The sequence below is a fragment of the Lentzea sp. DG1S-22 genome (assembly GCF_036321065.1).
In the GTDB taxonomy this organism is placed as follows: Bacteria; Actinomycetota; Actinomycetes; order Mycobacteriales; family Pseudonocardiaceae; genus Lentzea; species Lentzea jiangxiensis.
Map to the genome: position 1 here is coordinate 1,657,265 of NZ_CP143276.1, position 23,838 is coordinate 1,681,102.

Annotated in this window: 25 protein-coding genes and 1 pseudogene; 9 read left to right on the forward strand and 17 right to left on the reverse strand. The window is 70.7% G+C overall.

Annotated elements, in window-relative coordinates:
* Positions 1 to 21: 21 nt before the first annotated feature.
* Positions 22 to 1,467, reverse strand: a complete 1,446-nt coding sequence (locus V1227_RS07170; protein ID WP_329791695.1) for a phenylacetate--CoA ligase family protein — start codon at positions 1,465 to 1,467, stop codon at positions 22 to 24.
* Positions 1,468 to 1,568: 101 nt separating this feature from the next.
* On the opposite strand from V1227_RS07170, the gene V1227_RS07175 reads away from it, so the two are divergent.
* Positions 1,569 to 2,687 carry a glycosyltransferase gene (locus V1227_RS07175; protein ID WP_329791696.1) on the forward strand — a complete coding sequence of 373 codons (1,119 nt, stop codon included), beginning with the start codon at positions 1,569 to 1,571 and terminating at the stop codon, positions 2,685 to 2,687.
* Here V1227_RS07175 and V1227_RS07180 read toward each other — a convergent pair.
* From V1227_RS07180 to V1227_RS07205, 6 genes and pseudogenes are all read right to left on the reverse strand, one after another.
* Complete coding sequence (locus V1227_RS07180; protein WP_329791698.1) at positions 2,659 to 3,873, reverse strand: sensor histidine kinase; 1,215 nt, start codon at positions 3,871 to 3,873, stop codon at positions 2,659 to 2,661. The two genes, V1227_RS07175 and V1227_RS07180, sit on opposite strands and share 29 nt — an antisense overlap.
* A complete protein-coding gene (locus V1227_RS07185; RefSeq protein ID WP_329791699.1) occupies positions 3,870 to 4,004 on the reverse strand; it encodes a winged helix-turn-helix domain-containing protein in 135 nt (44 codons plus the stop codon). Before V1227_RS07185 ends, V1227_RS07180 begins: the two co-directional genes overlap by 4 nt.
* Before the next feature lie 245 nt (positions 4,005 to 4,249).
* A pseudogene (locus V1227_RS07190) lies at positions 4,250 to 4,570 on the reverse strand (response regulator); the annotation flags it as partial.
* Positions 4,571 to 4,811: 241 nt separating this feature from the next.
* Positions 4,812 to 5,603, reverse strand: a complete 792-nt coding sequence (locus tag V1227_RS07195) for a glycoside hydrolase family 20 zincin-like fold domain-containing protein (RefSeq protein WP_329791701.1) — start codon at positions 5,601 to 5,603, stop codon at positions 4,812 to 4,814.
* Between the two features lie 100 nt (positions 5,604 to 5,703).
* Positions 5,704 to 6,723, reverse strand: a complete 1,020-nt coding sequence (locus V1227_RS07200) for an LLM class flavin-dependent oxidoreductase (RefSeq protein WP_329791702.1) — start codon at positions 6,721 to 6,723, stop codon at positions 5,704 to 5,706.
* Complete coding sequence (locus V1227_RS07205; RefSeq protein WP_329791703.1) at positions 6,720 to 7,304, reverse strand: NADPH-dependent F420 reductase; 585 nt, start codon at positions 7,302 to 7,304, stop codon at positions 6,720 to 6,722. Before V1227_RS07205 ends, V1227_RS07200 begins: the two co-directional genes overlap by 4 nt.
* Positions 7,305 to 7,823: 519 nt before the next feature.
* Here V1227_RS07205 and V1227_RS07210 point away from each other — a divergent pair.
* The gene (locus V1227_RS07210) at positions 7,824 to 8,132 is read left to right on the forward strand and encodes a DUF1540 domain-containing protein (protein ID WP_329791704.1); all 309 of its coding nucleotides are present in this window, start codon (positions 7,824 to 7,826) and stop codon (positions 8,130 to 8,132) included.
* A gap of 77 nt (positions 8,133 to 8,209) precedes the next feature.
* On the opposite strand, the gene V1227_RS07215 is transcribed toward V1227_RS07210, so the two are convergent.
* From V1227_RS07215 to V1227_RS07225, 3 genes are all read right to left on the reverse strand, one after another.
* Positions 8,210 to 8,635, reverse strand: a complete 426-nt coding sequence (locus V1227_RS07215; protein WP_329791705.1) for an MgtC/SapB family protein — start codon at positions 8,633 to 8,635, stop codon at positions 8,210 to 8,212.
* A gap of 190 nt (positions 8,636 to 8,825) precedes the next feature.
* Complete coding sequence (locus tag V1227_RS07220; RefSeq protein WP_329791707.1) at positions 8,826 to 9,413, reverse strand: SMI1/KNR4 family protein; 588 nt, start codon at positions 9,411 to 9,413, stop codon at positions 8,826 to 8,828.
* Positions 9,414 to 9,421: 8 nt separating this feature from the next.
* Positions 9,422 to 10,246, reverse strand: a complete 825-nt coding sequence (locus tag V1227_RS07225; protein WP_329791709.1) for an aldo/keto reductase — start codon at positions 10,244 to 10,246, stop codon at positions 9,422 to 9,424.
* Positions 10,247 to 10,276: 30 nt separating this feature from the next.
* Between V1227_RS07225 and V1227_RS07230 the strand changes: the two genes are divergently transcribed.
* Positions 10,277 to 10,918 (forward strand): TVP38/TMEM64 family protein, encoded by a 642-nt coding sequence (locus V1227_RS07230; RefSeq protein WP_329791711.1) that lies wholly within the window; start codon positions 10,277 to 10,279, stop codon positions 10,916 to 10,918.
* A gap of 81 nt (positions 10,919 to 10,999) precedes the next feature.
* On the opposite strand, the gene V1227_RS07235 is transcribed toward V1227_RS07230, so the two are convergent.
* Complete coding sequence (locus V1227_RS07235; RefSeq protein WP_065919117.1) at positions 11,000 to 11,344, reverse strand: RNA polymerase-binding protein RbpA; 345 nt, start codon at positions 11,342 to 11,344, stop codon at positions 11,000 to 11,002.
* Positions 11,345 to 11,582: 238 nt separating this feature from the next.
* Positions 11,583 to 12,338 carry a thymidine kinase gene (locus tag V1227_RS07240; protein WP_329791713.1) on the reverse strand — a complete coding sequence of 252 codons (756 nt, stop codon included), beginning with the start codon at positions 12,336 to 12,338 and terminating at the stop codon, positions 11,583 to 11,585.
* A gap of 525 nt (positions 12,339 to 12,863) precedes the next feature.
* Between V1227_RS07240 and V1227_RS07245 the strand changes: the two genes are divergently transcribed.
* A complete protein-coding gene (locus V1227_RS07245; RefSeq protein ID WP_245733957.1) occupies positions 12,864 to 13,211 on the forward strand; it encodes a PadR family transcriptional regulator in 348 nt (115 codons plus the stop codon).
* Positions 13,208 to 14,077, forward strand: coding sequence for a hypothetical protein (locus V1227_RS07250; RefSeq protein WP_329791714.1), 870 nt, complete (start codon positions 13,208 to 13,210; stop codon positions 14,075 to 14,077). The genes V1227_RS07245 and V1227_RS07250 overlap by 4 nt, the downstream gene beginning before the upstream one ends.
* A 40-nt stretch (positions 14,078 to 14,117) precedes the next feature.
* On the opposite strand, the gene V1227_RS07255 is transcribed toward V1227_RS07250, so the two are convergent.
* Together V1227_RS07255 and V1227_RS07260 are read right to left on the reverse strand one after the other, a co-directional pair.
* On the reverse strand, positions 14,118 to 15,527 hold the full coding sequence (locus tag V1227_RS07255; protein ID WP_329791715.1) for an MFS transporter: 1,410 nt from the start codon (positions 15,525 to 15,527) through the stop codon (positions 14,118 to 14,120).
* A 54-nt stretch (positions 15,528 to 15,581) separates the two neighbouring features.
* On the reverse strand, positions 15,582 to 16,343 hold the full coding sequence (locus tag V1227_RS07260; protein WP_329791716.1) for a glycerophosphodiester phosphodiesterase: 762 nt from the start codon (positions 16,341 to 16,343) through the stop codon (positions 15,582 to 15,584).
* A 295-nt stretch (positions 16,344 to 16,638) separates the two neighbouring features.
* On the opposite strand from V1227_RS07260, the gene V1227_RS07265 reads away from it, so the two are divergent.
* From V1227_RS07265 to V1227_RS07275, 3 genes are all read left to right on the forward strand, one after another.
* Entirely contained in the window at positions 16,639 to 16,980 is a 342-nt protein-coding gene (locus V1227_RS07265) for a hypothetical protein (RefSeq protein ID WP_030475304.1), read from the forward strand.
* A 72-nt stretch (positions 16,981 to 17,052) separates the two neighbouring features.
* Complete coding sequence (locus tag V1227_RS07270; RefSeq protein WP_329791717.1) at positions 17,053 to 19,053, forward strand: putative bifunctional diguanylate cyclase/phosphodiesterase; 2,001 nt, start codon at positions 17,053 to 17,055, stop codon at positions 19,051 to 19,053.
* Between the two features lie 51 nt (positions 19,054 to 19,104).
* Positions 19,105 to 19,725 (forward strand): VOC family protein, encoded by a 621-nt coding sequence (locus tag V1227_RS07275; RefSeq protein ID WP_329791718.1) that lies wholly within the window; start codon positions 19,105 to 19,107, stop codon positions 19,723 to 19,725.
* A gap of 105 nt (positions 19,726 to 19,830) precedes the next feature.
* Here the strand turns inward: V1227_RS07275 and V1227_RS07280 are convergent, their stop codons facing one another.
* On the reverse strand, positions 19,831 to 20,295 hold the full coding sequence (locus V1227_RS07280; protein WP_329793972.1) for a PPOX class F420-dependent oxidoreductase: 465 nt from the start codon (positions 20,293 to 20,295) through the stop codon (positions 19,831 to 19,833).
* Positions 20,296 to 20,305: 10 nt separating this feature from the next.
* Here V1227_RS07280 and V1227_RS07285 point away from each other — a divergent pair, with 10 nt between their 5' ends.
* Positions 20,306 to 21,148 (forward strand): alpha/beta fold hydrolase, encoded by an 843-nt coding sequence (locus V1227_RS07285; RefSeq protein ID WP_329791719.1) that lies wholly within the window; start codon positions 20,306 to 20,308, stop codon positions 21,146 to 21,148.
* A gap of 25 nt (positions 21,149 to 21,173) precedes the next feature.
* On the opposite strand, the gene V1227_RS07290 is transcribed toward V1227_RS07285, so the two are convergent.
* Together V1227_RS07290 and V1227_RS07295 are read right to left on the reverse strand one after the other, a co-directional pair.
* The gene (locus V1227_RS07290) at positions 21,174 to 22,427 is read right to left on the reverse strand and encodes a GGDEF domain-containing protein (RefSeq protein WP_329791721.1); all 1,254 of its coding nucleotides are present in this window, start codon (positions 22,425 to 22,427) and stop codon (positions 21,174 to 21,176) included.
* A gap of 210 nt (positions 22,428 to 22,637) precedes the next feature.
* Positions 22,638 to 23,837 (reverse strand): MFS transporter, encoded by a 1,200-nt coding sequence (locus tag V1227_RS07295; protein ID WP_329791723.1) that lies wholly within the window; start codon positions 23,835 to 23,837, stop codon positions 22,638 to 22,640.
* Position 23,838: the final 1 nt, after the last annotated feature.

Consider the following 23,838-nt stretch of genomic DNA (forward strand, 5'->3'; position numbering starts at 1 on the left):
TGCGTGGTGCAAAAGCGCTTTTCACGCCCCTCGGGTGTACCTGTGCTTCACGCCGGTGGGGAAGTGCTGGGGGTCGCCGGCCGGCCTCAGCACGACCTCGGGCAACTGCCGTTCGACGGGCACGTAGTGCGCGAACTCGCTGTTGAGCCGCAGCAGCTGGGCGCGGATCGACTCGGCGACCTCCGCCGCGTCCGCGGTCGCGCCCGGCGCGGTCTCGACCGTGATCCGCAGTCGCCGGTCGCGCTCTTCGTCCTCGGCGGATTCGACCACGAACTTGCCCGTGACCACCTCGCTGATCCCCGGCTGTTCCAAACCGACCGCCACGTTCTCGGGGTGGATGTTCGCGCCGAAGAACGACACCGTGAACAGAGATCGCCCGAACAGGAACACGAACGGCAGCTCCGGTCCGGGCGGGGGAGTGAAACCGTTGCGGGCGCACAGCTCCAGCAACGCGCCGTACTCCCAAAGGCCGCCCTCGTCGGCGATCCGGTAGCGGATCAGCGGGATCCCGCCGTCCGCGGTGAACACCAGCATGCCGTCGTGCACCTCGAAGAACCGGCTCGCCGGGTCGTACTGCACGAGGGTCGGCAGCCGCGGGTCACCGAAGACCTCGCGCGCCAGATCGGGCCGGTCCGCGAGGAACCGCCGGATGCCCGCCGACAGCGGGGTCTCGGTGCCCAGCACGCCGGAATCCGCCGTGCCGTAGAGGGAAGCGACGTCGCGGACGGGATCGGTGATGCCCGCGCGCCGGGACACCAGGTCGCGCCACTGCTCGCTGAACACCTCGCCCGCCAGCACGAGCTTGATGCGGTACGCAGGCCAGTCGACGCCGTCCGCGAGACCGGTGTCGACGACGTCCTTCACGAACGGCGGGTAGCCCAGCAACACGACCTGCTCGAAGTGCGGCGCCAGTTCCGGCAGCACGCGCAGGATCTCCGCCTTGTTGTTGCCCGGCGCCACGACCGTGATCGGGCAGCCCTTCGCCGCGAGGTGCCGCACGCACGCCTGCGTGAACAGCCCGCCGACCCACGTGCCGAGAGGGAAGCACACCACGGCGAGTGTCGTCCGCTCGTCCGCGCCGAACCCGTCGACGAGCACCTGCTCGAAGCGGCGCGCGACGTGCAGCTCGTCCTCGAGCGCCCGCGGCCAGACCGTCGGCCGCCCGCTCGACCCGGACGACACCGCGATCATGTCGCAGCCGGCGAGCGATCCGTCGCGGCACAGCTCCGGCAACGGGTACCGCTCGTGGTAGCTCGCCTTGTCGAGCAGCGGCAGCCGCTGGAAGTCCTCGAACGTCGTGATCGACGAAGGCTCGATCCCGTTCTCCGCCAGCAGGTCGCGGTAGGCGGGCACTGTGGAGGCCGTGTGCCAGAACAGGTCGAGCACCCAGCTCGGGGACTTCGGCTCGCCGGTCGCGAAGAAGTCGTCGAAGGCCCGGCGCACGCGGGTCTGCCTGCTGCTGTCCATCACCGGAGCGTAGCGAGCACCTCCATATCGACTAACTCTATTGCTTCAGTGTTGACTAAAAATAGCCCCTCGGCCGGTCGGCGATCACTAGCCTCGACGGGGTGCGCATCCTCTTCTCGTGCCGTCCGGCCTACGGCCACGTCTTCCCGCTGGTCCCGCTCGCCAGGGCGGCGCGGGAAGCGGGCCACGAGGTCGTGTTCGCGACCGGGCAGGACTTCTTCGGCACCGTGCGGAACCTCGGTTTCGAGGCGCATCGGGCGGGCATCTCGGTCGGGGAGGCCGAAGCCGAGGCCCGCAGGCGGCACGGTGACGCCGACGTCACCAGACTCATGATCACGATGTTCGCGGACGTGCTGCCCCGTGCGACAGCCGGCGACCTCGCCGCACTCCTGCCGCGGGTCCGACCCGACCTCGTCGTCTACGAGCAGAGCGACGTCGGCGCCGCGAAGGCCGCCCGGGACGCGGGGATCCCGTTCGTGTCGCACGTGATCGGCCGGTCGATGCCGCCGCCGGTGCAGCAGCTGGCCGCGCCGGAGATGGCGTGGCTGTGGGAGGGTGCCGCGCCCGCCGACCTGATGCTCGGCGACGTGGTGGTCGACCTGTGGCCGGACGTCGTGCGCGATCCGGTCGTCGCGGCGATCCCGACGGTGCTGCGGCAGCGTCCGGCGGCGTTCGACCTGGACGTCCCGATGCCCGAGGTCGGATCGGCGAAACCGCTGGTGTACCTGACGCTCGGCACGGTGTCGTTCGGCCGCGCGGAGGTCCTGCGGGCGGCGGTCGACGGGCTCGCGCGCCTGCCGGTCACGGTCCTGGTCGCGCTCGGTCCCGGCGATCCGGCGCTGCTGGGCGAGGTACCGGGCTCCGTCCACGTCGCCGGGTTCGTGCCGCAGGCGCAGGTGCTGCGGCGAGCCGACCTCGTGGTGCACCACGGCGGAACGGGCACCGTCCTCGGCGCGCTCGCGGCCGGCCTGCCGCAGCTCGTGCTGCCCCAGGGCGCCGACCAGTTCGTCAACGCCGACGTGCTCGCGCAGACCGGTGCCGGTGCGAAGCTCGTCGGTCCGGAGACCACCGCGGACGCCATCACCGCCGGGGCGCGCCACCTGCTGGACGACCCGGCCGCGCGGAACGTGGCCACGACGGCGGCGGCCGAGATCGCCCGGATGCCCGAGCCGGCCGCCGTCGTCGAGGAGCTCACCGCACTGGTGCGGGGGACGTCCTGACGTCGGCGGCGGCCTCCAGGTGGTCGGGCAGCGACGCGCGGTAGATCGGCCCCACCGCCTCCACGGTCCCGCCGTGCCCGGTCACGATCTCCCGCACCAGCGCGAGGCCGAGCCCGAACCGCCCCTCACCGGGTCCTCGGTGGGACCGCTCGAACAGGCGCTCCGCCTCGGCCGGGTGGAACCCGTCGCCGTTGTCCGCCACCACCAGCTCCGCCTGCCCGGCGACGGCCCGCACGCTCACCGAGATCCGGCCGCCGTCCGGGGTGTGGCGCAGGGCGTTGGCCAGCAGCTCGTCCACGGCGCGGCGCAGCCCGGTCTCGATCCCGCCGACCCGCACGGGCCGCCCGGGGTGGTCGAGCGACACGGTGATCCGTCGTTCGGCGGCACGTTCGGTCTCGCCGACCACCGCGGCCTCCGCGACGTCGGCGAGGTCGACGGGGACGCGCCGCTCGTGCAGCTGCGCGGACGCCAGCAGGTCGTCCACCACGTCGACGAGCCCGCGGATCGACCTGGCCAGCGCGTCGAGGTCGGTGCGCTGGTCGGCGGGCAGCCCGGCGGCGAGCACCTGGGCGCGCAGGTGCGCGCGGGCGATCGGGGTGCGCAGCTCGTGGCTCGCGTCGGTGACGAACCGGCGTTGCCGGGCCAGCGCCTCCGCCCAAGGTCCCACGGTGCGGCGGCTGATGGTCAGGCCGACCAGCGCGGCCAGCAGCAGGCCCGCCACGAGCGCGATCGCCAGTGCCAGCAGCAGGTGCGCGCGGTCGAGGAGCTGGTAGCGCAGGTCGAACACGGCCTGCACCGTCGTGCCGTCCGCGCCCGGTGCCGTGAGCACCATGTACTCCGTGCCGTTCGCCGTGACGTCGCGTTCGATGGAACCGCGTGACGCGTGCACCGCGTCGATGTCGTCGCGCAACAGGAACCCGCGCGGCACCTCCAGATCACCCTCGTGCAGCGTCCCGTCCTCCAGCACGAACACCCACGCGCAGCGCGGCGCGATGCCCGGCACCCCGTACCGGGCGTTGTAGCGCAGCTCGCGCGACACCTGCGTCTCCTGCGCGTGCACCATCACGACGTACGCGATCCCGCCGACGAAGGTGATCATCAGCGCGATCGCCAGCGCCACCAGCACGCTCACCCGCAGCCGCGCCCTGCCGACCTCCGCGCGCTCCGCCTCGGCCCACGACCTCACAGAGCCCCCAACCGGTAGCCGATCCCCTGCACGGTCTGCACGACCGAACGCCCGACCTTGGACCGCAGGTAGTGCACGTACGTGTCCACAATGGACGTCGAGGGCGCGTCCTGGAACACGGTCCTCCGCAACGCCGCGCGCGTGTGTGCACGGTCTCGGGGTGCGTGGCGAGCACCCGCAGCAGCGCGAACTCCCTGGCGGTCAACGGGATCCTCTCCCCGTCGGGCAGCACGACCTGGTGCTGTTCCAGCTCCAGGCGGCCGGCGCCGATCCGCAGCACGGCCGCCAGTTCCGCGGCCCGCCGGCACAACGCCCGCAGCCGCGCGGTCAGCTCGCCCAGGTCGAACGGTTTGGCGAGGTAGTCGTCGGCGCCGGCGTCGAGGCCCTCGATCCGGTCGTGCACCGAGCCCATCGCGGTGAGCACGAGCGCCTGCGTCCGCACGGACCGGGAACGCAACCGGGACAACAGGTCCAGCCCGTCGATCACCGGCAGCCCGCGGTCGATCACGACGACGTCGTAGGGGCGGGTGAGCGCGAGGTGCAGGCCGCGCTGCCCGTCGCGCGCGACGTCCACGACGTACCCCTCGCCGCGCAGCACGGTGGAGAGCAGCTCCACCAGCTCCCGGTCGTCGTCGACCAGCAGGAGCCGGAAGTCGTGACTGGACCGGGGTTTCGCAGTGGAGCGCACGTCACCCACGATGGCACGCGTCCGGCGCGGCCAACCAGGTCACCGGGGCCGGGTGACAGCTCGCGGACAGGCACCGGACCGGTTCCCGGTCGTGATCACAACGCCCGGTGCTGCGGCGTTCCCCGGCCGCAGCCGCCTTGTGGATCAACCGGGTGCGCCGTTCGGCACACGGCGCACAGCGGTAGGTGAAATATAAACAGGTGAACCGCGAGCCTCGCGTGACCTGCGGTCACGCGAGAACTGTGAACGGCTACCAGGCCGGAGCCACGGCCGAGGCGGTGCGCAGCTCGCCCACCCAGCCCGCGGTCGCGACGGCCCGCAGCCCGTCGTCGCCCTCGGCGAGCTTGCCGTGCGGGCCCAGCACGTCGCTGCCGCCGTCGTGCCACCGCACCGGCAACCGGCCGTGGCGCTCCAGCAGGCCGGCGAACTTCGTGGTGAGCTCGGCACCGCCGATGTGCACCCACCGGCTGGGGAACAGCTCCAGCAGCTCGATCGTCGCCGGGCTGAGCTCCGGCACGACGGTGACGCCGTGATCGCGGCCGTACTCGACGAGATCACGCAGGTGGTCGGGATCGCCGTCGGGGAACACGTGCAGCACGTTGAGCTTGTAGGCGGCCATCCTGTCGATCGCCCTGCGCATCTCGGCGGGCGGGAGCAGCGCGCTCGACACCCCGCGCCACGCGAAGGCGGGGGAGTCGCGCACGTCGGCCGCCCGCACCGTGCCGTCGCGGGCCATCAGCTGCCGGAACGACTGCACGCCGTGCCGCAGCCCCGCCTGCGTGCCGGCGCGCAGCATCACCGCGTCGTTGCTGACCAGCAGCGCGTACCCCTCGGGCCCGAGCCCGCGCATCGCCGGGTCGTGCGACACCATCAGCATGCCGTCGGGCGACTCGGCCAGCAGGTAGCCGGTCTGTCTGAAGATGTGCTCGCGCAGCATCGCGGCGGCGGTGCGCGCCTGTCCGGTCACCCGGACGGTGACGTCTTCGGTCAGTACGAACGAGCCCGTGCGACGGGGCGCGCTCGTGGGCATGGGAACAATCACCGGTTTCCTCTCCAGCAACCCAACGCTGGCAGTATCAGGGGAGTTCCGGCGTCCCGGGGGTGAACCCGGTCGTGGCGGCTGTTGTCCTGATCACATTGGTCTAGTCCAAAAGCTCCCGGACCCGCGGCACGACCTGCGTCCCGTACAGCTCGATCGTGCGCAGGAGCGAGTCGTGCGACAGCCCGCCTATCCCGTACTTGAGGTCGAACCGGCTGGCGTCGAGCTTCTTCATGGTGCGGGCCATCTTCTGCGCGACCGTCTCCGGCGAGCCGACGAACAGCGCGCCGTGCGGCCCGACCTCGTGCGCGTAGGACTCCGGCGTCGGCGTGGCGAACCCGCGCGTCTTGCCCAGCCGTCCGATCACGTCGAGGTAGTGCGGCCAGAACTCCTCGCGCGCCTGCTCGTCGGTCGGCGCCACGTGACCGGGGGAGTGGATCCCGATCGGCTGCGGCTCGTGGCCGAACTTCTCGAGCGCGTGCTTGTAGAGCTCCGAGAACGGGGCGAAGCGGCCGGGGTGGCCGCCGATGATCGCGAGCATCAGCGAGAAGCCGTACGAGGCCGCGCGCACGACCGACTGCGGGCTGCCGCCGACACCGATCCACGTCGGGAACGGCTCGGTGTGGGGCACGACGTCCTGCTCGTGCAGCGCCGCGCGGGTCTTGCCCTGCCAGGTGACCGGCCCGCCCCCCAGCAGCTCGGCGAACAGGTGCGTCTTCTCCTCGAACAGGTCCTCGTAGTCGGCGAGGTCGTAGCCGAACAGCGGGAACGAGTCCACACTGGACCCGCGCCCGAGGATGATCTCCGCGCGGCCGTCCGACAGCGCGTTGAGCGTCGAGAAGCGCTGGAACACGCGGACCGGGTCGTCGGAGCTCAGCACCGTGACGGCCGAGCCGAGGTGGATCGACGACGTGCGGGCGGCGATCGCGGCCAGCACCACGTCGGCCGCCGACAGCGGCATGTCCGCGGTGTGGTGCTCGCCGATGCCGAAGAAGTCGAGGCCCACCTGGTCGGCGAGCACGCCCTGGTCGACGAGGTTGCGGATGGTCTGCGCGTGCGACAGCGGGGTGCCGGAGGCGTCGTGGGTGACGTCGCCGAACGTGTCGAGCCCGAACGTGGTCATGACTTCTCCTTGATGTGCGTCTCGAACTCCTGCCTGCGGGCCGCGACCCCGAACAGCGGGCTGCCCGGTTCCAGCAGCCGTCCCGCGGCCAGCGGTCCCACCGGCACCGGGTCGAACCCGATGTCCCGCAGGAACGCCGCGACGACCTCGACGGCGCCGGGTGAGTCGCCGGCGACGCCGACGGCACGGCCCGCGGCGGGTTCCATGTCCTGGTAGGCGACGTGGTTGAGGGACTTGACGACGTCCGCGCCCGCCAGCCGCGCCGCCACCTGCTCGCTCGTGCCGAGGGGCTCGGCGGAGGGCGGCCAGTGGTTCATCGCGTCGACGACGACCTTGCCCGCGAACGCGCCCGGCTCCAGCGAGGAGAACCGGTGCCACGGGATGGCGAGCACCACCAGGTCCGCGTCGGCGACCGCGTCGGCCGCCGTGAGCGCCTTCGCGCCCGGCGCGAGGAAACCGACGATCATCTCGATCCGCGAGGGATCACCGGAGCCCGCGATGGCGACCTCGTGACCCGCGCCGAGGGCGAGGCGCGCGAGGACGGGACCGACGTGGCCCGCTCCGAGAACAGCGATCTTCACAGCACACCCGACCTGGTTGGTTGATGTGTCATCCGTATTAACCGGACCAGACCCCGTTTATTCCGGCGGGTCGCTTGCCGCGCAGACCGGCTGGGTCGTTGCGGTGCCCTTCTCCTCCGTGAGGGCGTTGTTGCCAGGTGGTCTGCGCGGCATCGCTTCGCTCAAGCGGGTGGTCGGTGATCCGCGCGAAGAACACCCCGGCGGTTCTTCGGCCGCGTTCCGCACCGCAGGTGACGCAGGGAGGAGTTTGCGTCCGGCCGGGTCCGAACAATGGCGCGGCGAGACGTTCCCCGGTGATTGCTGCGGTGAAACCCCGGATTTCCGCGGGTCGCCCCACCGGGCGAACCACGGCTGCTGACCAGCGTGATCTTCTCCGGTCGGGGTGCGCTCCGACGAGGGGAAATGACATTGCCGAATCGCGAAAGGATAGGCTCCCCTAATTTCTCCCGAATTGCGGGCTCCGCGCCGCGGTGGCATCGTCGCGATTACCGAACCTTTCCCACCACGGCAGGAGCGGACATGACCACTCTCGAGAACCCGGCGATGCCCGCAGTCCACGATTGCACTGTGAGCGACTGCTCCTACAACCACGACGGCTGCCACGCCTTCGCGATCACCGTGCGCGGTGACAACGGCGCGGCCGACTGCGGGACGTTCATCCCGCTGGGCACGAAGGGTGGCCTGGACAAGGTCATCGCCCAGGTCGGCGCCTGTTCGCGCACCGACTGCAGGCACAACGCCTCGCTGGAGTGCACGGCGCAGAGCGTGCGGGTCGGCCAGGGCGAAGGCGCCCACCACGCGAACTGCCTGACGTACGAGCGGCGCTAGGAGCGACCGGAACGGCGCAGGGCGGTGCACGCGGAGCCTCGACGCTCCCCCGTGCACCGCCCTGCGCCGTTGCGGCCCTAGCCCTCGTCGTCCTTGCGGTCGACGGCCCGGCCGAGCTCCCGCAGGCCGACGTTGACCGCGATGATCGCCACGGTCCCGGCCGCCGCGACGGCGTGCAGACCGGCACCCGCCAGCGACCCCACCGCCGCCGCGCACCAGAGCGTGGCCGCGGTGTTGAGCCCGCGCACCGACAGCCCGTCGCGCAGGATCACGCCCGCGCCGAGAAATCCGATGCCGGACACCACCTGGGCGGCGACCCGCGTGGGGTCGCCCTGGCCGTCGAAGCCCTGCGCGGACAGCAGGACGAACAACGCGGCCCCCACCGCGACGAGGACGTTGGTCCGCAGACCCGCCATCCGCGAGCGGTACTGCCGCTCGAAACCGATCAGCGCGCCGAGGCCCATGCTCTCGGCGATGCGCAATGTCATGTCGAAGACGTGCATCGTGTGACTCCCCTCGAGTTCAGGGGGTGTGCGTCACACGCCAGAACTGGAGCGTGCGAGGTGAGGGGACCTGCGCGGGCTACTGGCGCCTGGCATGTGTCGCTCACCTCGCTTCCTGTGCCTGGTGTCGGGACCGGGACTCAACGGTAGCGAACCGCGCGGGAGCCGCCCCGGAAGTGGGACGCGCGTCTCACTCCCAGTGGAAGTTCTCGCGCTCGAACACCAGCCGGTGCCCGGTCTCGCCCCGAAGCGCCCGCAGGGTGTCGTCGAGCATCGCCGTCACGCCGGGCCACACCGGCTTGTCGTCGGCACCGCTGTACTTGCCCCACTCCGTGACGCAGCCGTGCAGCGGGCCTGGGCGCAGGTCGACGAACAGCTCGTGCCCGGAACCGTCCGCCGCGACGGGCAACCACGCCGGCAACCAGATGTCCACGCACGGCGTTCCCGCGGGCTCGCGCAGCGCCACCGCCTCGTAGTCCTTCTCCTCGCCGATCGTGGCGAACGCGATGCCGCTGATCGCCTGCATCATCAGCGTGCGGAAGTGTAGGGCGCGGTCGAGACCGTGCGGCTGCCAGATGTCGGGTACGAGCGGCCAGTGGTGGTACGTCTCGCCGATGCCGCCGAACCGCCGCCACCAGCCGGTGACGTCGTCCGGCAGGGCGTAGCCGATCGCCTCCTCGGCGTCGGCGAGGTCGGTGGCCGTGGAAGGCGGGAGCAGCGCCGCGTCCAGGGCGGGGGCCTTTTCGCCGATCCAGCGCTCGATCTCGGTCCAGCTCATCCGCGGTACTAAAGCACGGCGAGCGGGGTGGGCCCGGAAGGGGGAGGGAAGGCGGTGTCGAGGTCGGCGAGGTCCTGGGTGGTCAGTCGCAGCTCCAGCGCCCGCGCGTTCTCCCGGACGTGCTCGGCGGTGCCCGCCTTGGGGATCGCGTTCACGTGCGGGAGCCGCAGCACCCACGCCAGCGCGACCTGGGCGGGGGTGGCGCCGTGCCGTCCGGCGACCGAGGCGAGCGCGGGGGAGTCCAGCAGCCGGCCCTGCTCGACGGGGGAGTAGGCCATGACCGGGATGCCGGTGGAGGCGTGCCACGGCAGCAGGTCGTGCTCGGGGCCGCGGCGGGAGAGGTTGTAGAGGATCTGGTTCGCCTGGCAGGAGCCCGGCAACGCCGTCAGCTCGCGCATGTCGTCCAGGTCGAGGTTGCTGACACCCCAGTGCCGGATCTTGCCGGACTCGACCAGCGCGGTGAAGCCCTCCAGGGTCTGCTCGAACGGCACACCGCCGCGCCAGTGCAGCAGGTACAGGTCGAGGCGGTCCGTGCCGAGCCGGCGCAGCGACGCCTCGCACGCCCTCACCGTCCCCGCGGCGGACGCGTGGGAGGGCAGCACCTTCGACACCAGGAACACCTCGTCGCGCCGGCCCGCGATCGCCTCGCCCACGAGCTCCTCGGACGCGCCGTTCGCGTACATCTCGGCCGTGTCGACGAGGCTCAGCCCCAGGTCGAGGCCGGTGCGCAGCGCGGCGATCTCGTCGGCGCGCCTGCCGGGGCGCTCGGCCATCATCCAGGTGCCCATGCCGAGCGCGGGGATCGTCTCGCCGGAGGGGAGCAGCACGGTCATGCCCTCCAGCTTGCCGGGTACGTTGGTCTGATGCGACGTACGGGCCTGGCCCTCCTCGTGCTGCTCGTCGCCGCCCTGGCGGTGGCGGCGCAGCTCGTGGACCTCCCCGACGGCGCCGAGCTCCGCGCCTTGGTCGACTCCGCGGGCGCCGGGGCACCGGTGGTGTTCGTGGCGGTGTGCGCGCTCGGCACGGCGGTGTTCTTCCCGAAGCCGGTGCTCGCGACGGCGGCGGGGCTGCTGTTCGGCGTGGGGTGGGGAAGCGCGCTCGCGATCGCGGGGTTCACCGCGGGGGCGATGATCGCGTTCGCCGTCGCCCGCGGGCTCGGCCGCGACGCGGTGGAGGGCTGGCTCGGGGAGCGGTTCGCCGTTCTCGAACGGGTCTTCTCGCGGCGCGGGGTCGAGGCGACGCTCGTGATCAGGTTGTTGCCGGTCCTGCCGTTCACGCTGGCCAACTACGGCGCGGGCGTGACGTCGGTGCGGGGCGGGCACTTCGCGCTCGGCACCGCGCTCGGGCTCGTGCCCTCGACGGTGCTCGCCGCGGTGCTGGGGGACGCGCTGAGCGACCTCGGCTCACCGCGTTCGATCGTCGTGTTGTCGATCTGGGCGGTCCTGGCGGCCGTGGGGGTGTGGTGGGGCCGGAACTTGATCACAGCGGCCGCACGGGCCTCCTAGGGGCCTTGACGAGACACGCAAAAAGCCGCCCCGGCGGGAGACCGGGACGGCTTGGAGCGTCTGCGACCTGTCAGGTCGAGATCAGGCCGTGCGGGTGCGGCGTCCGCGCAGCTCTTCGAGGCGCTCGTCGAGCAGCTCCTCGAGCTCGGGGATCGACCGGCGCTCCAGGAGCATGTCCCAGTGCGTGCGCGGCGGCTTGATCTTCTTCACCTCCGGCTCGACGCCGTCGATGATCTTCGACTCGGTGCCGTGGAGACGGCATTCCCAGGTCGGCGGCAACTCGGCGTCGTCGGAGAACGGGACCTCGAAGTCGTGTCCCTTCGGGCAGGCGTACCGCGCTGCCCGGCGCGGAGCGAGATCGTGGTTGCGATCGGTCTCGTAGCTGACTGCTCCGAGCCGGCTGCCACGCAAAACGCGGTCGGCCATGGCGGTGTCCTTTCGCTCGGCTCAGGGCCGGGGCCCAGGCTTCTTGCTCACCGTGTGCAACGCCCGGATTGCTCCGTTTGTTTCCGGTTCGCTCTCATGGTCGCCCACAGTGACGTCGTTCACTCGTCAACGAAGGCTTCCTACTAATGGATGCGATCGCCACAGGATCGTGACGCGTTATCAAGCTCCTGCGCTCATGCATCACTCTAATGGCCCAATGCAGGCCGTGGATAGCCGCCTAGGCCAACCGGAGTTGGCCACTTTGTGCGACGTCAGGCCCCAGGTCGCCCAACCGAAAGTGACGCCTGCAGAGCACCTGATAGCGCACAGTAGTTTCCGTGTTGTCGGTAACACCGTCGCTCTCCGTACCCGATCGGTGCTGTTCCGTGTCCGGAACCGTGTCGGCGACGAGAACGGTGTCCCCGGCCCGGATCACCTCTCCGGCGCGCACCCGTGCGTTGAACCTCCCGGGTACCCCGCACCAGCACAGGACCTCGACCTGGATGGCCTTCAGCTCGTCGGCGAGTTCGAACAGCCGCCGCGATCCGGGGAACATCTCCCCGCGGAAGTCGGTGGCGAGCCCGAAGCAGTAGACGTCGACCTGGACGTCGTCCGCGAGCTCCGCGAGCTGCTCCACCTGCGCCGCCGACAGGAACTGCGCCTCGTCCACGATCAGGTAGTCGACCCGCCGGCCCTCGGCCCACTCGGCGCGGACCAGGTGGCGGAGATCGTCGTCGCGGATCTCCGAGGCCGCCCGCGTGATGCCGATGCGGCTGGAGATCTGCGGCCTGCCGGACCGGTCGTGCCGGACCAGCAGCAGCCCGCGCCGGCCCTGGCGCGAGTTGTTGTGGTCGATCTGCAGGGCGAGCGTCGACTTGCCGCAGTCCATCGGACCGAAGAAGAACTTGAGGTGCCCGACCACCGGCGTCGAGCGCCGGGAACCAGCGACAGGGACAGCGGAAAGGGCGTCTGTCGGATCGGGGAGGGCGTCCACGGCGGGTCACCCTAGTGCCTGGATCCCGATCATGAGGAATCCCCACGGTCCGTCCCTCTCCATCGTCCGCCCCTCCGGGTGCAACCTGCTACTTCCGGGAAGGCATAGCCGTTGCCGCCGGTTTCGAAACATTGACTCTATTTATAATCTCTATTGCTTCAGTGTTAACTGAACTCAACCGTTACCGGTGGTTGACGAAGCGTTCGGCCGGGGGAGTGGACGTCGCCCCGAGGCGCGGCGGCACGTCCGGTCGTTGGCGGGTGGGCAACGTCAGGGGCGGAGGTCGTGTCGGGGCGGGGCAGGGGAGGACTGCGCCGCGTCGACAAGTGTGGTCCCAGTCGCCGAGCACTCGTTTTGGCTGATGAGATCCGGCTGTGCGTGCCGGCGCCCGTGTGGCAGAGCATGAAGTCGCCTCTCCGGCTCCTCCGTGCTCCTTAGCGTTCTTGATAATTTCAGTGTTGACTAAATAAAAAACCACCGGCAGTTGCTTCCCGGTATAGCTCGCGTCGCGATATATTCCGCGACATGAGTGGTCGAGTCATGTCCGAGCAGGCGTTCCTGGTGCTCACGGCACTGGCGGAGGAGCCGCTGCACGGGTACGCGATCGTGCAGGCGGTCGAGCAGCTGTCCGAGGGGCGGACGGTGCTGCGGGTGGGCACGTTGTACGGCGTGCTGGACCGGTTGGTGGCGGACGGGCTGGCCGAGCGCGACCGCGAGGAGGTGCACCAGGGGCGGCTGCGGCGCTACTACCGGCTCACCGACTCCGGGGTGCGGGCGTTGCAGGCGGAGGTGGCGCGGCTGAGCGCGAACGTGCGCGCGGCGAGCGCGGTGCTGCGGGGAAGGGGGTTGCAGGCGTGGGCGGGTCGGGCGTGAGGAACCTGGAGCGGCGGTACCGGTCGCTGCTGAAGGTGCTGCCGGGGTGGTACCGGCGGGACCGCGAGGAGGAGATGGTCGGGATCTTCCTGGCCGAGCGGACCGACGACCTCGACCTGGAGCACAGCTGGCCGGGGTGGGGGGAGACGTGGGCGGTGCTCGGGCTCGCGGTGCGCACGCACCTGGCGGCCGGTGCGGCGTTCACGGGTGTGCCGGCGAGGGTGGTGTGGCGCGGGGAAGCGGTGCGGGCGCTGGGGGTGCTCGGGTTGCTGCTGGGGCTGTACTACGCGACGGCGGCGGTGGTGGTCGTGCTCGCCGGCCGGCACGGTTCGGATCCCGTGTGGTGGCGGGTGCTGGAGCTGGCGCCGTTCGTGGCGTTCGCGGCGTTGCCGGACGGGCGGCGGACGTTCGCCAAGGTCGCGGCGGCCGCGCCGGTGGTCGTGTCGGTGCTGTCCGTCGGGGATGTGCGGGCGGCGTTGATGTCGGCGACGTTCGCGGTGCCGTCGCTGGTGACGTTCGCCTGTCTGTGCCTGGGGTTCCACCGCGAGGCGCCGACGCCGCCCGCGCGCAGGCTGCTGTGGTGGGGTGGGGGAGCGGTGCTGCTCGGCGTGGTCGGCGGGTTCGCCACGGGGACGGGGTTGCTGTTCGTCGGGCTGGTCACCGCGGCGGTGCGCGTCTTCGCGTTCGTGCGGGGTGACGCGGTGTTCGGGCGGGCGTTGTCGGTGTTCGCGTTGCTGCAGCTGGTTCCGCTGATGGTGCTGGCGGCGGCGTGGGGTGAGGTCACCACCGAGCGGAACGTGCTGGCGGCGGTGCTCCTGCTCGCGGTGGTGGCTCCTGTGCGGCGCGGGCGGCGGGTCCGGGCGTGACGAAGGGCGGTGCGCACCGGCACCGCCCTTCGTGGAGTGGTCAGACTAGTTCGGGTTCCCTGTTGCCGACGGCTTTGATGGCGCGCCGGACGGGGACGAAGATCAGCAGGACGAAGCCGGCGACGAAGAAGATGATCAGGGCGAGGATGGCGGGGCGCAGGCTGCCGGTGGCCTGGCCGACGCCGGCGAACACCAGCGGGCCGAGCCAGCTGGTGGAGCGCTCGCCGACCTCGTAGAGCGAGAAGTACTGCGCTTCGCGGCCGGGTGGCACCATCTGGCTGAAGAGGCTGCGGGACAAGGCGTTCGTGCCGCCGAGCACGATGCCGATGCCGGCCGCGACGAGGTAGAACGACGTCTCGTCGCCCGCTTGGACGAAGAACGCCGCGGTGATCACGACGATCCACACGACCAGGGAGCCGAGGATCGTCTTCTTGGCGCCGATGCGCTTGGCCACGGCTCCGTGCAGGACGCCGCCGATGAAGGCGACGAACTGGACGATCAGGATCACGGTGATCAGCGTCTGCTGCTCGAACTTGAGCTCGACGCTGCCGTACTGGGCGGAGACGTTGGCGACGGTGGCGATGCCGTCGGTGTAGATCAGGTAGGTGCCGAGGAACGCCAGGGTGAGCGGGAAGGCCTTGGCCTGCCTCAGGGTCGTGCCGAGTTCCTTGAAGCCGGCGGAGATGACCGAGGCGCCGTGTTCGCGGCCGTGCGGGCTCTGGTGCTCGGTCAGGGCGCGCAGCGGGATGATCGTGAAGGCGGCCCACCAGATGCCGGAGATGACGAACGCGATGCGGGCGGCGTCGCCGGAGGTGATGCCGAGGGCGTCGGCGGACAGGGTGATGCCGAGCTGGATGGCGAGGGCGACGCCGCCGCCGAGGTAGCCGAAGGCCCAGCCGCGGCTCGAGACGGCGTCGCGTTCGTCGGGGGCGGCGATCTCGGGCAGGAAGGCGTAGTAGACGACGACGCTGGAGCCGTAGCAGATGTTGGCGAGGACGAAGAGCAGGACGCCGAGCTTCCAGTTGGTGCCTTCGACGGCGGCGAGCGCGATGGTGGCCGCGGAGCCGGTGAAGGCGAAGAAGCCGAGCATCTTCTTCTTGTTCTGGGTGCGGTCGGCGATGGCGCCCATGACGGGCAGCACGATCACCTGGATGACGGTGGCGGCGGAGAGCAGGTAGCCCCACAGCGAGCCGGAGGGGAACTGCAGGCCGAGGAGCGTGACGTCGCAGCGGTCGAAGGCGTTGTCGTTCGCGCAGGGGTTGGCCCCGTTGAGCGCGGTGTCGGCCTTGGCGGCGTTGGTCGCGATGCTCGTGAGGTACAGCGAGAGGAAAACGGTGATCACGGACGTGGGGAACACGGAGTTCGCCACGTCGTACCAGACCCAGCCGCGTTGTTCCCTGCGGCGGCCTGCGGTGTTGGCGTCGGCGGCGTCGTCGCCCTTGACCTTCATGTCGGCGGACTGTACTTGTCCGCCGACGCCTCCCATGATCGGCTGTCCAACCTGTTACCAGCTGTTGCGGGACTGGAGAACTCGGCGCAGGACGTCGGGCCGGTCGGTCACGAGTCCGTCCACCCCGAGGTCGAGCAGGGCGCGCATGTCGGTCTCGTCGTCGATGGTCCAGACGTGGACCTCGAGGGCCCTGCGGTGGGCGGCTCGGACGAAGCGGCGGTCGACGATGTGCAGGCGTCCCTGGCTGACGGGGACCTGGGCGACCTGGCCGCGGACGGCGAGTCCGGCGAAGGGGACGCGGCCCGCGGCCCAGAGGGCGCCGGCGGAGCGGGGGCCCATGGAGGTGAGGAGTCCGGGTCCTGCGAGGCGGCGCAGGCGGGCGAGGCGGTTGTCGGAGAAGCTGGCGAGGCAGACGCGGTGCAGGGACTTGGCCTTGCGCAGCAGGGTGATGACGGGTTCGACGGCGTTCTCTGACTTGACGTCGATGTTGAAGAACGTGTCGGGGAGCTCCTCGAGGACGTCGGCGAGGCGGGCGATGGGTTCGCGGCCGCCGACGTTGGCGCGCTTGACCTCGGTCCAGGGGAGTGCGGAGACGACGCCGGTGGCGTCGGTGGTGCGGTCGAGGGTGTGGTCGTGGTGGACGACGACCTCGCCGTCGGCGGTGGCGTGGACGTCGGTCTCGATGTAGCGGTAGCCCTCCTGCACGGCCCTGCGGAACGAGCTCAGCGAGTTCTCCATGCCGGTGAGGTCGTCGACGTGCCAGCCGCGGTGGGCGAAGGCGCGGGGGTGTGGGCCTGCGAGGTAGGGATGTGTCACGCCGTGGAGTCTGCCTTCCGGCGGTGGCTCCGGGGTGGACGGTGGGTGGCGACACACTTTCTTCTTGTTCCCTATTATTTCAGTGTTGACCAAAATAAAACCCATCAACACGCAACGTGAACACATCCGCTCGACCTGAAATCACGCAAAGACGCAAGGGGCGATCGAAGTTGATCAAAATCGCCCCGGAAACGACACCAACGGACCGCCGGGTACTGTCCGGTTCCCTACGAAGGTCGGGCTTTCTGGCGCGTCGCTGGAGACCACCCACCGGCATTCGCTACCGTCGCGCGCCATGGAGCGCTCCATGGAGGCGGATGAGCCCAGGCACTGTGCGTGGTGCGGGAGGCGGTTGCCGGGGAGTGGGCGGATCGGCCGGCCGAGGCGGTACTGCGCGCAGCCGTGTCGTCAGCGGGCGTACGAGCGCAGGGCGGCGTTGCAGCGCGGTGGTCTGCCGGAGGACGCGGTGGTGCTGAGCACCGCGGAGCTGGCGGACCTGCAGGACAGGTTGTTCCAGCTGCGCTGTGCCGCGGAGGACGTGGTGACGGCGGCGCAGGACGGGGCGGAGAACGAGGAGCTGAGGAAGCTGGCTGCCGAGCTGGTGGAGTCGGCGAAGGGTTTGGAGCGGCTGCGATAGCCGTTCGCCAAGTAGCGAACCTACCGGCGTAGCGGGTTGCTTACGTCCGGTGATCGGACGATCATGACGCGCGTGACCTCCTACTGCCGCACGGTGCTGGACCGGGCGGGTGTCGGCTATGCCGTGACGGATGCGCGCGGGAACCTGTTGTGGTGCAACCGCGCGCTGGGTGCTGTGCTGGGGGTGCCGGTGGAGCAGGCGTACGGGCGGTCGTTGCCCGCGCTGCTGCCGGGGGTGCCCGAGGTGCCTGCTCCGGTGCGGGAGGTGCTGGCACCGGGGCCGAAGTGGCTCGAGGTGCGGTGCTCCCGGCTGGGTGACGACCTGATGTACGAGGTCGTGGACGTGTCGGCGTGGCGTGATCGTGAGCTGACGGTGACCCAGGAGGCGGACGCGTTGCGCCGGGCGCAGGCGTTGGGCCGGATGGGGACCTGGGAGTGGTCGATCCGCGAGGACCGGGTGACGTGGTCGGACACGTTGCTGGAGATGTTCGGGTTCGAGCCGGGGACGGCGTTCGACTTCGGGTTGTACTCGCAGCTGGTGCACCCGGAGGACCTGCCGATGATCGAGGAGACGCTGGACTCGGCTCTGAAGACGGGGTCGGTGTTCACGTACACGCACCGGATGTTGCGTCCGGACGGCAAGGAGCGGGTGTTCGAGTGCTTCGGTGAGGTCGTGCTGGGTGATGACGGCTCGCCGTTGCGGGCGTTGGGCACGGCTCATGACGTGACGCAGTCGTCGCGGGTGCACGACGAGCTGGTGCGGATGGCGGAGCAGGACCCGTTGACGGGGTTGCCGAACCGGCGGGCGTTGACGCGGGCGTTGGAGCGGGAGCTGGCGAACAACGGTTCGGGTGCGTTGCTGGTGCTGGACCTGGACAACTTCAAGGACGTCAACGATCTGCGCGGTCATGCGGTGGGTGACCGGGTGATGCGGATGTTGGCGTCGGCGTTGCAGTCCCGTTTGGGTGACAGGTTGATCGCTCGTCTGGGTGGTGATGAGTTCGCGGTGGTGCTGCCGGGGGCGTCGCCGAAGGACGCGTCGGAGGTGGCGGACGGGCTGCGGGACGCGGTGGCGGGTTTTCCGCTGGCGGGGACGGGGACGCCGGCGCGGATCACGGTGAGCACGGGGCTGGCGGAGTTCGGTCCGGGGGATTCGTGGGAGCTGGTGCTGGCGAACGCGGATCTGGCGTTGTACGCGTCGAAGGCGGCGGGCCGGGACCGGGTGACGGTGTACGAGCCGAACCACTATGCGGACACGGTGAAGCGGGTCAGTGTGCTGGACCGGTTGCGGGCGGCTCTGGCGGGTGGCGGTCTGGCGTTGTACGGGATGCCGATGGTGGAGTTGTCGTCGGGTGTGACGCTGGGTCATGAGTTGTTGTTGCGGTTGGAGGACGGGCAGGAGCCGTATCTGGGGCCTGCGGACTTCCTGCCGGTGGCGGAGCGGTCGAACCTGATCCTGGACGTGGACCGGTGGGTGTTGTCGACGGCGATCGACGCGTTGGTGGCGCAGCCGGATTCGCGGTTGCGGTTCAACGTGAACGTGTCGGGCCGGACGTTGGAGGACCCGGAGTTCGGGGATTTCGTGCTGGACAGGCTGGGGTCTGCCGGTGTGGCGCCGGGGCGGCTGGGGTTGGAGATCACGGAGACGGCGGCGGTGACGAACCTGGACGCGGCGGTGGCGCTGGCGACGCAGCTGCGGGGTTTCGGGTGCCGGATCACGCTGGACGACTTCGGTTCGGGGTTCGGGTCGTTCGTGCACCTGAAGCACTTGCCGATCACGGGGATCAAGATCGACGGTGAGTTCGTGAAGGGCATCGAGACCAGTGACGCGGACGCGGTGCTGGTGTCGGGGATCGTGCGGATCGCGGACGGGCTGGGGTTGTCGGCGGTGGCGGAGTGGGTGGAGCGTCCGTCGCAGGTGGAGGCTTTGCGGGCGTTGGGGGTGCGGGTGGGGCAGGGTTTCCACCTGGGCCGGCCGGTGCCGTTGCGTGATGTCGTGGACGCGGAGCGCGTGCGTCCGAATGGCGCATTGTCGTCTCGGGTGGTCGGAGCAGAGGATGGTGCGCGCTCCTGATCCCCGCCCGATGGGATGCCCGTGTCGTCTTGTGGTCTTCGTCGTCTTGAGTTGAGCGTTGCCGAGTCCGAGTTGTCGGTGGACTTCTTCGCCGGGGTGCTGGGGTGGACGGTGATCGCGGAGCCCGGTGGGTCGTTCTCGGGTTTCGTGGGTGATCGGCTGGCGGCTCGGGTCGTTGCGGGGGATCAGGGTTGGCACGTGTTCTTCGGTGGTGACGGGGCGCGGGCGTTGCGGGCGAATTCCTCTGTGGACGGTGGGCGGGTGTTGCACGGTCCGTGGGCGCCGCCGCCGCGGCATGGTGAGCCTTGCTGGGTGCAGTTGCTGACGAGCGCGCCGGCGGAGGACGACGCCTACTGGACCGCGGAGCTGGGTTGGGGGTCGGCGGCCGGGGATCGGGCGCTGGGGCTGTACACGTCGGCTCGGCACGGTGGGTCGCGGCCGGTGGCGGGGACGATGCGGTCGTGTCTGGGCGCGGTGTCGCACTGGGGTGTGTTCTTCGCGGTGGGCGACGTGGAGGCGGCGTGCGCGCGGGTGGTGGAGCTGGGGGGCGAGGTGGGTGCGGGTCCTGGTCTGCTGCCGATCGGCAGGGTGGCGTCGGTGGAGGGTCCGCACGGCGGGTACTGCGGGTTGCTGGAGAGGCCTGCGGGGTGGGGCGGGAACTGGGCGGGTTAGTGGCTCGGCGCAGCGCGTTGCCGGGCGGGTTCGCGGTCGGGCTGCCGCGAGGCGCCCGGCTGGGCGTGGATCACCTCGCCGGTGTTGCGGGCTTGAGCCGTTGGGTCATTGCTGCAGTTCGGGTGGGAAGCCGCCGGTGGCGATGGGGCCCCAGCTGTCGATGGTGATGCGGATGAGGGCTTTGCCCTGGCGGAGCATGGCGGCGCGGTACTCGTCCCAGTCGGGGTGTTCGCCTGCGATGCAGCGGTAGTAGTCGACGAAGTCCTCGAGGGCGTCGGGGAGGTCGAGGACTTCGGCGGTGCCGTCGACCTGGACGTAGGCGCCGTCCCAGTCGTCGGAGAGCACGCACAGGGTGACGGCGGGGTTGCGGCGGGCGTTGCGGACCTTGGCGCGCTGGGGGTAGGTGGAGACGACGATGCGGCCCTGTGCGTCGACGCCGCAGGAGACGGGGGAGACCTGCACTCCGTCGGTGCTGCTGCGGCGGGTGATGAGAACGCCGTGGTGGCGGGGGCGCAGGAACTCGAGCAGCTGTGGCCGGTCGACCCGGTCGGACGTGGCGATCTTCGGCATGATGTGCAGCATGGCACGGTTCACCTCGTTCGACGGCACGGAGCTCGCTTACCGGGAGGTCGGTGGGGGTGCTCCGCTGGTGGTGCTGGCCGGTGGTCCCGGCCGGGCTTCGGAGTACCTGGAGACGTTGGGCGGGCTGGAGGGGTCGCGGCGGCTGGTGGTGCTGGACAACCGGGGGACGGGGGAGTCCGGTGAGCCGGCGGATCGGGTGACCTATCGGCGGGACCTGCTGGTGCGGGACGTGGAGATGTTGCGCCGGCACCTGGGGCTCGCGGTGGTGGACGTGCTGGGGCATTCGGCGGGTGCGGGGATCGCGATGGGGTATGCGGCGGATTTCCCGGATCGGGTGGGGAAGCTGGTGCTGCTGGCGCCGGCGTTGCGCAGTGTGGGGTTGTCGCCGGAGCGCGGTGACTGGGAGGTGTTCCTGGCGGCGCGGGCCGGTGAGCCGTGGTTCGAGTCGGCGACGACGGCGTTGCGGCGCACCGGGGAGGGGGACGGTTCGGTGGAGAACCGGGTGGCGGTGTCGCCGTTGCTGTACGCGCGGTGGGACGAGCGGGCGCGGGCGCACGCGCGGGCCGAGCTGGGGCAGTGGAACTGCGAGGCGGCGCGGGGCTACAACGCCGAGGGGGCGTTCGTGCCGGGGGTGTTGCGGCGGGCGTTGGTGGAGTTCGACCACCCGGTGCTGGTGTACGCGTGTTCGGAGGATCCGATTTCGCCGGTGCGGCGGTGCCGGGAGTTGGCGGAGCTGTTTTCCGATGTGACGGTGTTCGTGCACGAGGGTGTGGGGCACTACCCGTGGGTGGAGGATCCGGGCACGGTCGCGCGGCAGGTGGAGGCGTTCCTGCGGGGCTGATCGGGTGGGGGCTGGTCGGGAGGAATCAGCGGGCTGCGGCGGTGGCGACGCGGTCGCGGCCGTTGTTCTTGGCCTGGTAGAGGGCTTCGTCGGCGGCGAGCAGCAGCGGGGACAGGTCGGTGGCGTTGTCGGGGAACACGGCGGCGCCGACGGAGGCGGTGAGGCCGGAGACGACCTGTTCGCGGCCGAGGCGGTCGACGGCGACGATGTGCAGGCTCGCGATTTCGAAGCGGATGCGTTCGGCGGTGGCGCGGACCTCGTCGGTGCTGACGCCGGGCAGCAGGACGGCGAACTCCTCGCCGCCGAAGCGGCCGACGAGGTCGTAGGAGCGCACGGAGTGTTTGAGGGCGTCGGCGACGGCGCGCAGGACCTTGTCGCCGGCGAGGTGGCCGTAGGTGTCGTTGATCTGTTTGAAGTGGTCGAGGTCGAGGATGAGCACGCCGACGGTGGACAGCAGGCGGCGGGCGCGTTCGATCTCGCGGCCGGCGACGTCGTGCCAGAAGGTGGCGTCGACGAGGCCGGTTTTGGAGTCGGTGCGGGCGGCGACGCGGAACTGGGGCAGCAGCAGGCCCATGTGCAGGGCCAGGACGGTGAGCAGCAGCAGCGGGGTGAGCCAGGGGCGGCTGCTCATCATGATCGCGAGTACGGAGCCCAGGCCGATGGAGGCGAGGATGATCAGCTGGTCGGAGGCGTTGCCCAGGGCGGCGCGGGCGGGCTGGTCGCGGTTGGTCATGACGATGGCGCCGACGACGAGGGCGTAGTTGACGAGCCAGTAGGCGAGGCCGGCGCTGGTGAGGGCGAGCAGTCCGAGGGGTCCGTCAACGTCAAGAGGCCGGTTCGAAAAGATGCGAAGAATGAGTTGCGCGGCGGCGCATGCGAGTACGACAGTGGCCGCGGAGAACACCTTGCGGAACAGGATCGCGCGTCGTTTGTAGACCCGGAGCCACGCGTGCAGGTAGCTGATGGTGATCAGCGCGACCAGCAGGGGCGTCGGTAGTACGAGTACGCCCGCGAACAGCCACACGGACTGCATGTGGGCGTGCGGCGAGCCTTCGCGGGAGATCTCGCGGATCCGCTCGATTCCCTGGGCTGCTTCGAGGTGCAGCACGGCGCCGCCGGCGAGCAGCAGGAACGACGGCCAGGTCAAGGCCTCGGCAGGGGTACGCCATGCGGTGGCGATCGTGACGAGGGACGCCGAAACGACCACCGTCACGACATAGGCCAGCACCGCAGGAGGAAGCGACCATAACCTCCATCGGCGCGGGTCGAGCCCAGGCACGCTGCCACCCCCACACCACCGTCAGGAAGAAACAACTGTAGCTACCGGGTAACTCAAAGTCGTGGCTCCATGTGGGGGACCTCACCCTGAGTAGTACTCACGATTTTCCGCACCCCTTTTTTCGAAGGAGATCCGTCATGATCGTTCGCACTTCCTCCCCGCGTCCCGTCCGCCCGAACGACTGGCAGCGTCCCAACGACTGGCAGCGCCCTAACGACTGGCGTTCGGGCGAGACCCGCTGACCCACCACACGAGCGCCGCACCGCCTGCCGCGAGCACGCCGAGTGCTCCGGCGGCGGCGACGACGAGGTGCGCGGCGAGTCGTTCGGCTGCCAGGCCGGCCAGGGCCACCCCGAGGCCCTGGGAGACGCGCAGCGCGGTGACGGCCAGGCCGAACGCCTGTCCGCGTGAGGAGTCCGGGACCGCGCGGATGAAGGTGGTGTTGGCGACCAGGTGGTAGGCGCTGGCCGCTCCGGACAGCGCGAACAACGTCACGCTGAGGGCCAGGCCCGGCCGTGTCGCGGCCGGGACGAGTGCGGCGCAGGCGGCGATGGCGAGCCAGGGCATCAGCCGCAGTTGCCGCTGGTGGTCCAGGCGTGCGACGAGGAGCATTCCGACGGCGGCTCCGGCGGCGTAGGCGCCGAAGATCAGGCCGACTCCGGCCGGTCCGGCTCCGAGCTGGGCCGAGTAGGGCGCGGCGAGGGCTTCGCCCGCGATGTAGAACCCGGAGACGCAGGCGAGGGCGACCAGTGCGCGCAGTCGCCGGTCGCCCCACACCAGTCGTGCCCCGCCGACGAGGTCGGCGGGCCAGGCCCGTGCGTGTGTGCCGCGTGGTGCGGGCCGGTCGAGCAGGAACACCCCGGTGAGCAACGCGGCGAGCAGGAACGTCACGGCGTCGGCGATGAGCACGGGGCCGGGTCCGAGCAGTGCCACGAGGGCTCCGCCGCCGACGAACCCGGCGACCTGCGCGACCTGGGTGACGGTGCTGAGCACCGCCTGGCCCAGGGGGTAGCGCTGGTCGGGCAGGATCTGCGGCAGCAGTGCCGCCCGTGCGGCTCCGTGGGGTGCGCCCGCGAGCTGGACGAGCACCAGCACGGCGGCCAGCAGCCACAGCGGCATCGCGGGGATGACCATGGCGAGCAGCAGTGCGGCGCGGACGAGGTCGGCGGTGACCATGACGTCCTTGCGGGCGAACCGGTCGGCCAGGCCGGACAGCAGCGGCCCGCCGACCAGGTCCGGCAGGAACGTCAGCGCGTAGGTCAGCGCGGTCAGGCCGGTGCTGGCGGTGCGGTCGTAGACGTGCACCGTGAGCGCGACCCTCGCGAACTGATCTCCGGCGACCGATACCGCGTGCGCCACGAACAGCGCGCGGAACTCGGTGTCACGGGCGAGGTCGCGGTATCCGGGCACG

Excerpts from the sequence above, each read along its gene's own strand:
- V1227_RS07245 (WP_245733957.1), top strand. The coding sequence starts at position 12,864 with ATGAGTGGTCGAGTCATGTCCGAGCAGGCGTTCCTGGTGCTCACGGCA.
- V1227_RS07200 (WP_329791702.1), bottom strand. The coding sequence starts at position 6,723 with ATGACCACGTTCGGGCTCGACACGTTCGGCGACGTCACCCACGACGCC.
- V1227_RS07285 (WP_329791719.1), top strand. The coding sequence starts at position 20,306 with ATGGCACGGTTCACCTCGTTCGACGGCACGGAGCTCGCTTACCGGGAG.
- V1227_RS07215 (WP_329791705.1), bottom strand. The coding sequence starts at position 8,635 with ATGCACGTCTTCGACATGACATTGCGCATCGCCGAGAGCATGGGCCTC.
- V1227_RS07265 (WP_030475304.1), top strand. The coding sequence starts at position 16,639 with ATGGAGCGCTCCATGGAGGCGGATGAGCCCAGGCACTGTGCGTGGTGC.
- V1227_RS07210 (WP_329791704.1), top strand. The coding sequence starts at position 7,824 with ATGACCACTCTCGAGAACCCGGCGATGCCCGCAGTCCACGATTGCACT.
- V1227_RS07170 (WP_329791695.1), bottom strand. The coding sequence starts at position 1,467 with ATGGACAGCAGCAGGCAGACCCGCGTGCGCCGGGCCTTCGACGACTTC.
- V1227_RS07235 (WP_065919117.1), bottom strand. The coding sequence starts at position 11,344 with ATGGCCGACCGCGTTTTGCGTGGCAGCCGGCTCGGAGCAGTCAGCTAC.
- V1227_RS07280 (WP_329793972.1), bottom strand. The coding sequence starts at position 20,295 with ATGCCGAAGATCGCCACGTCCGACCGGGTCGACCGGCCACAGCTGCTC.
- V1227_RS07255 (WP_329791715.1), bottom strand. The coding sequence starts at position 15,527 with ATGAAGGTCAAGGGCGACGACGCCGCCGACGCCAACACCGCAGGCCGC.
- V1227_RS07220 (WP_329791707.1), bottom strand. The coding sequence starts at position 9,413 with ATGAGCTGGACCGAGATCGAGCGCTGGATCGGCGAAAAGGCCCCCGCC.
- V1227_RS07230 (WP_329791711.1), top strand. The coding sequence starts at position 10,277 with ATGCGACGTACGGGCCTGGCCCTCCTCGTGCTGCTCGTCGCCGCCCTG.
- V1227_RS07225 (WP_329791709.1), bottom strand. The coding sequence starts at position 10,246 with ATGACCGTGCTGCTCCCCTCCGGCGAGACGATCCCCGCGCTCGGCATG.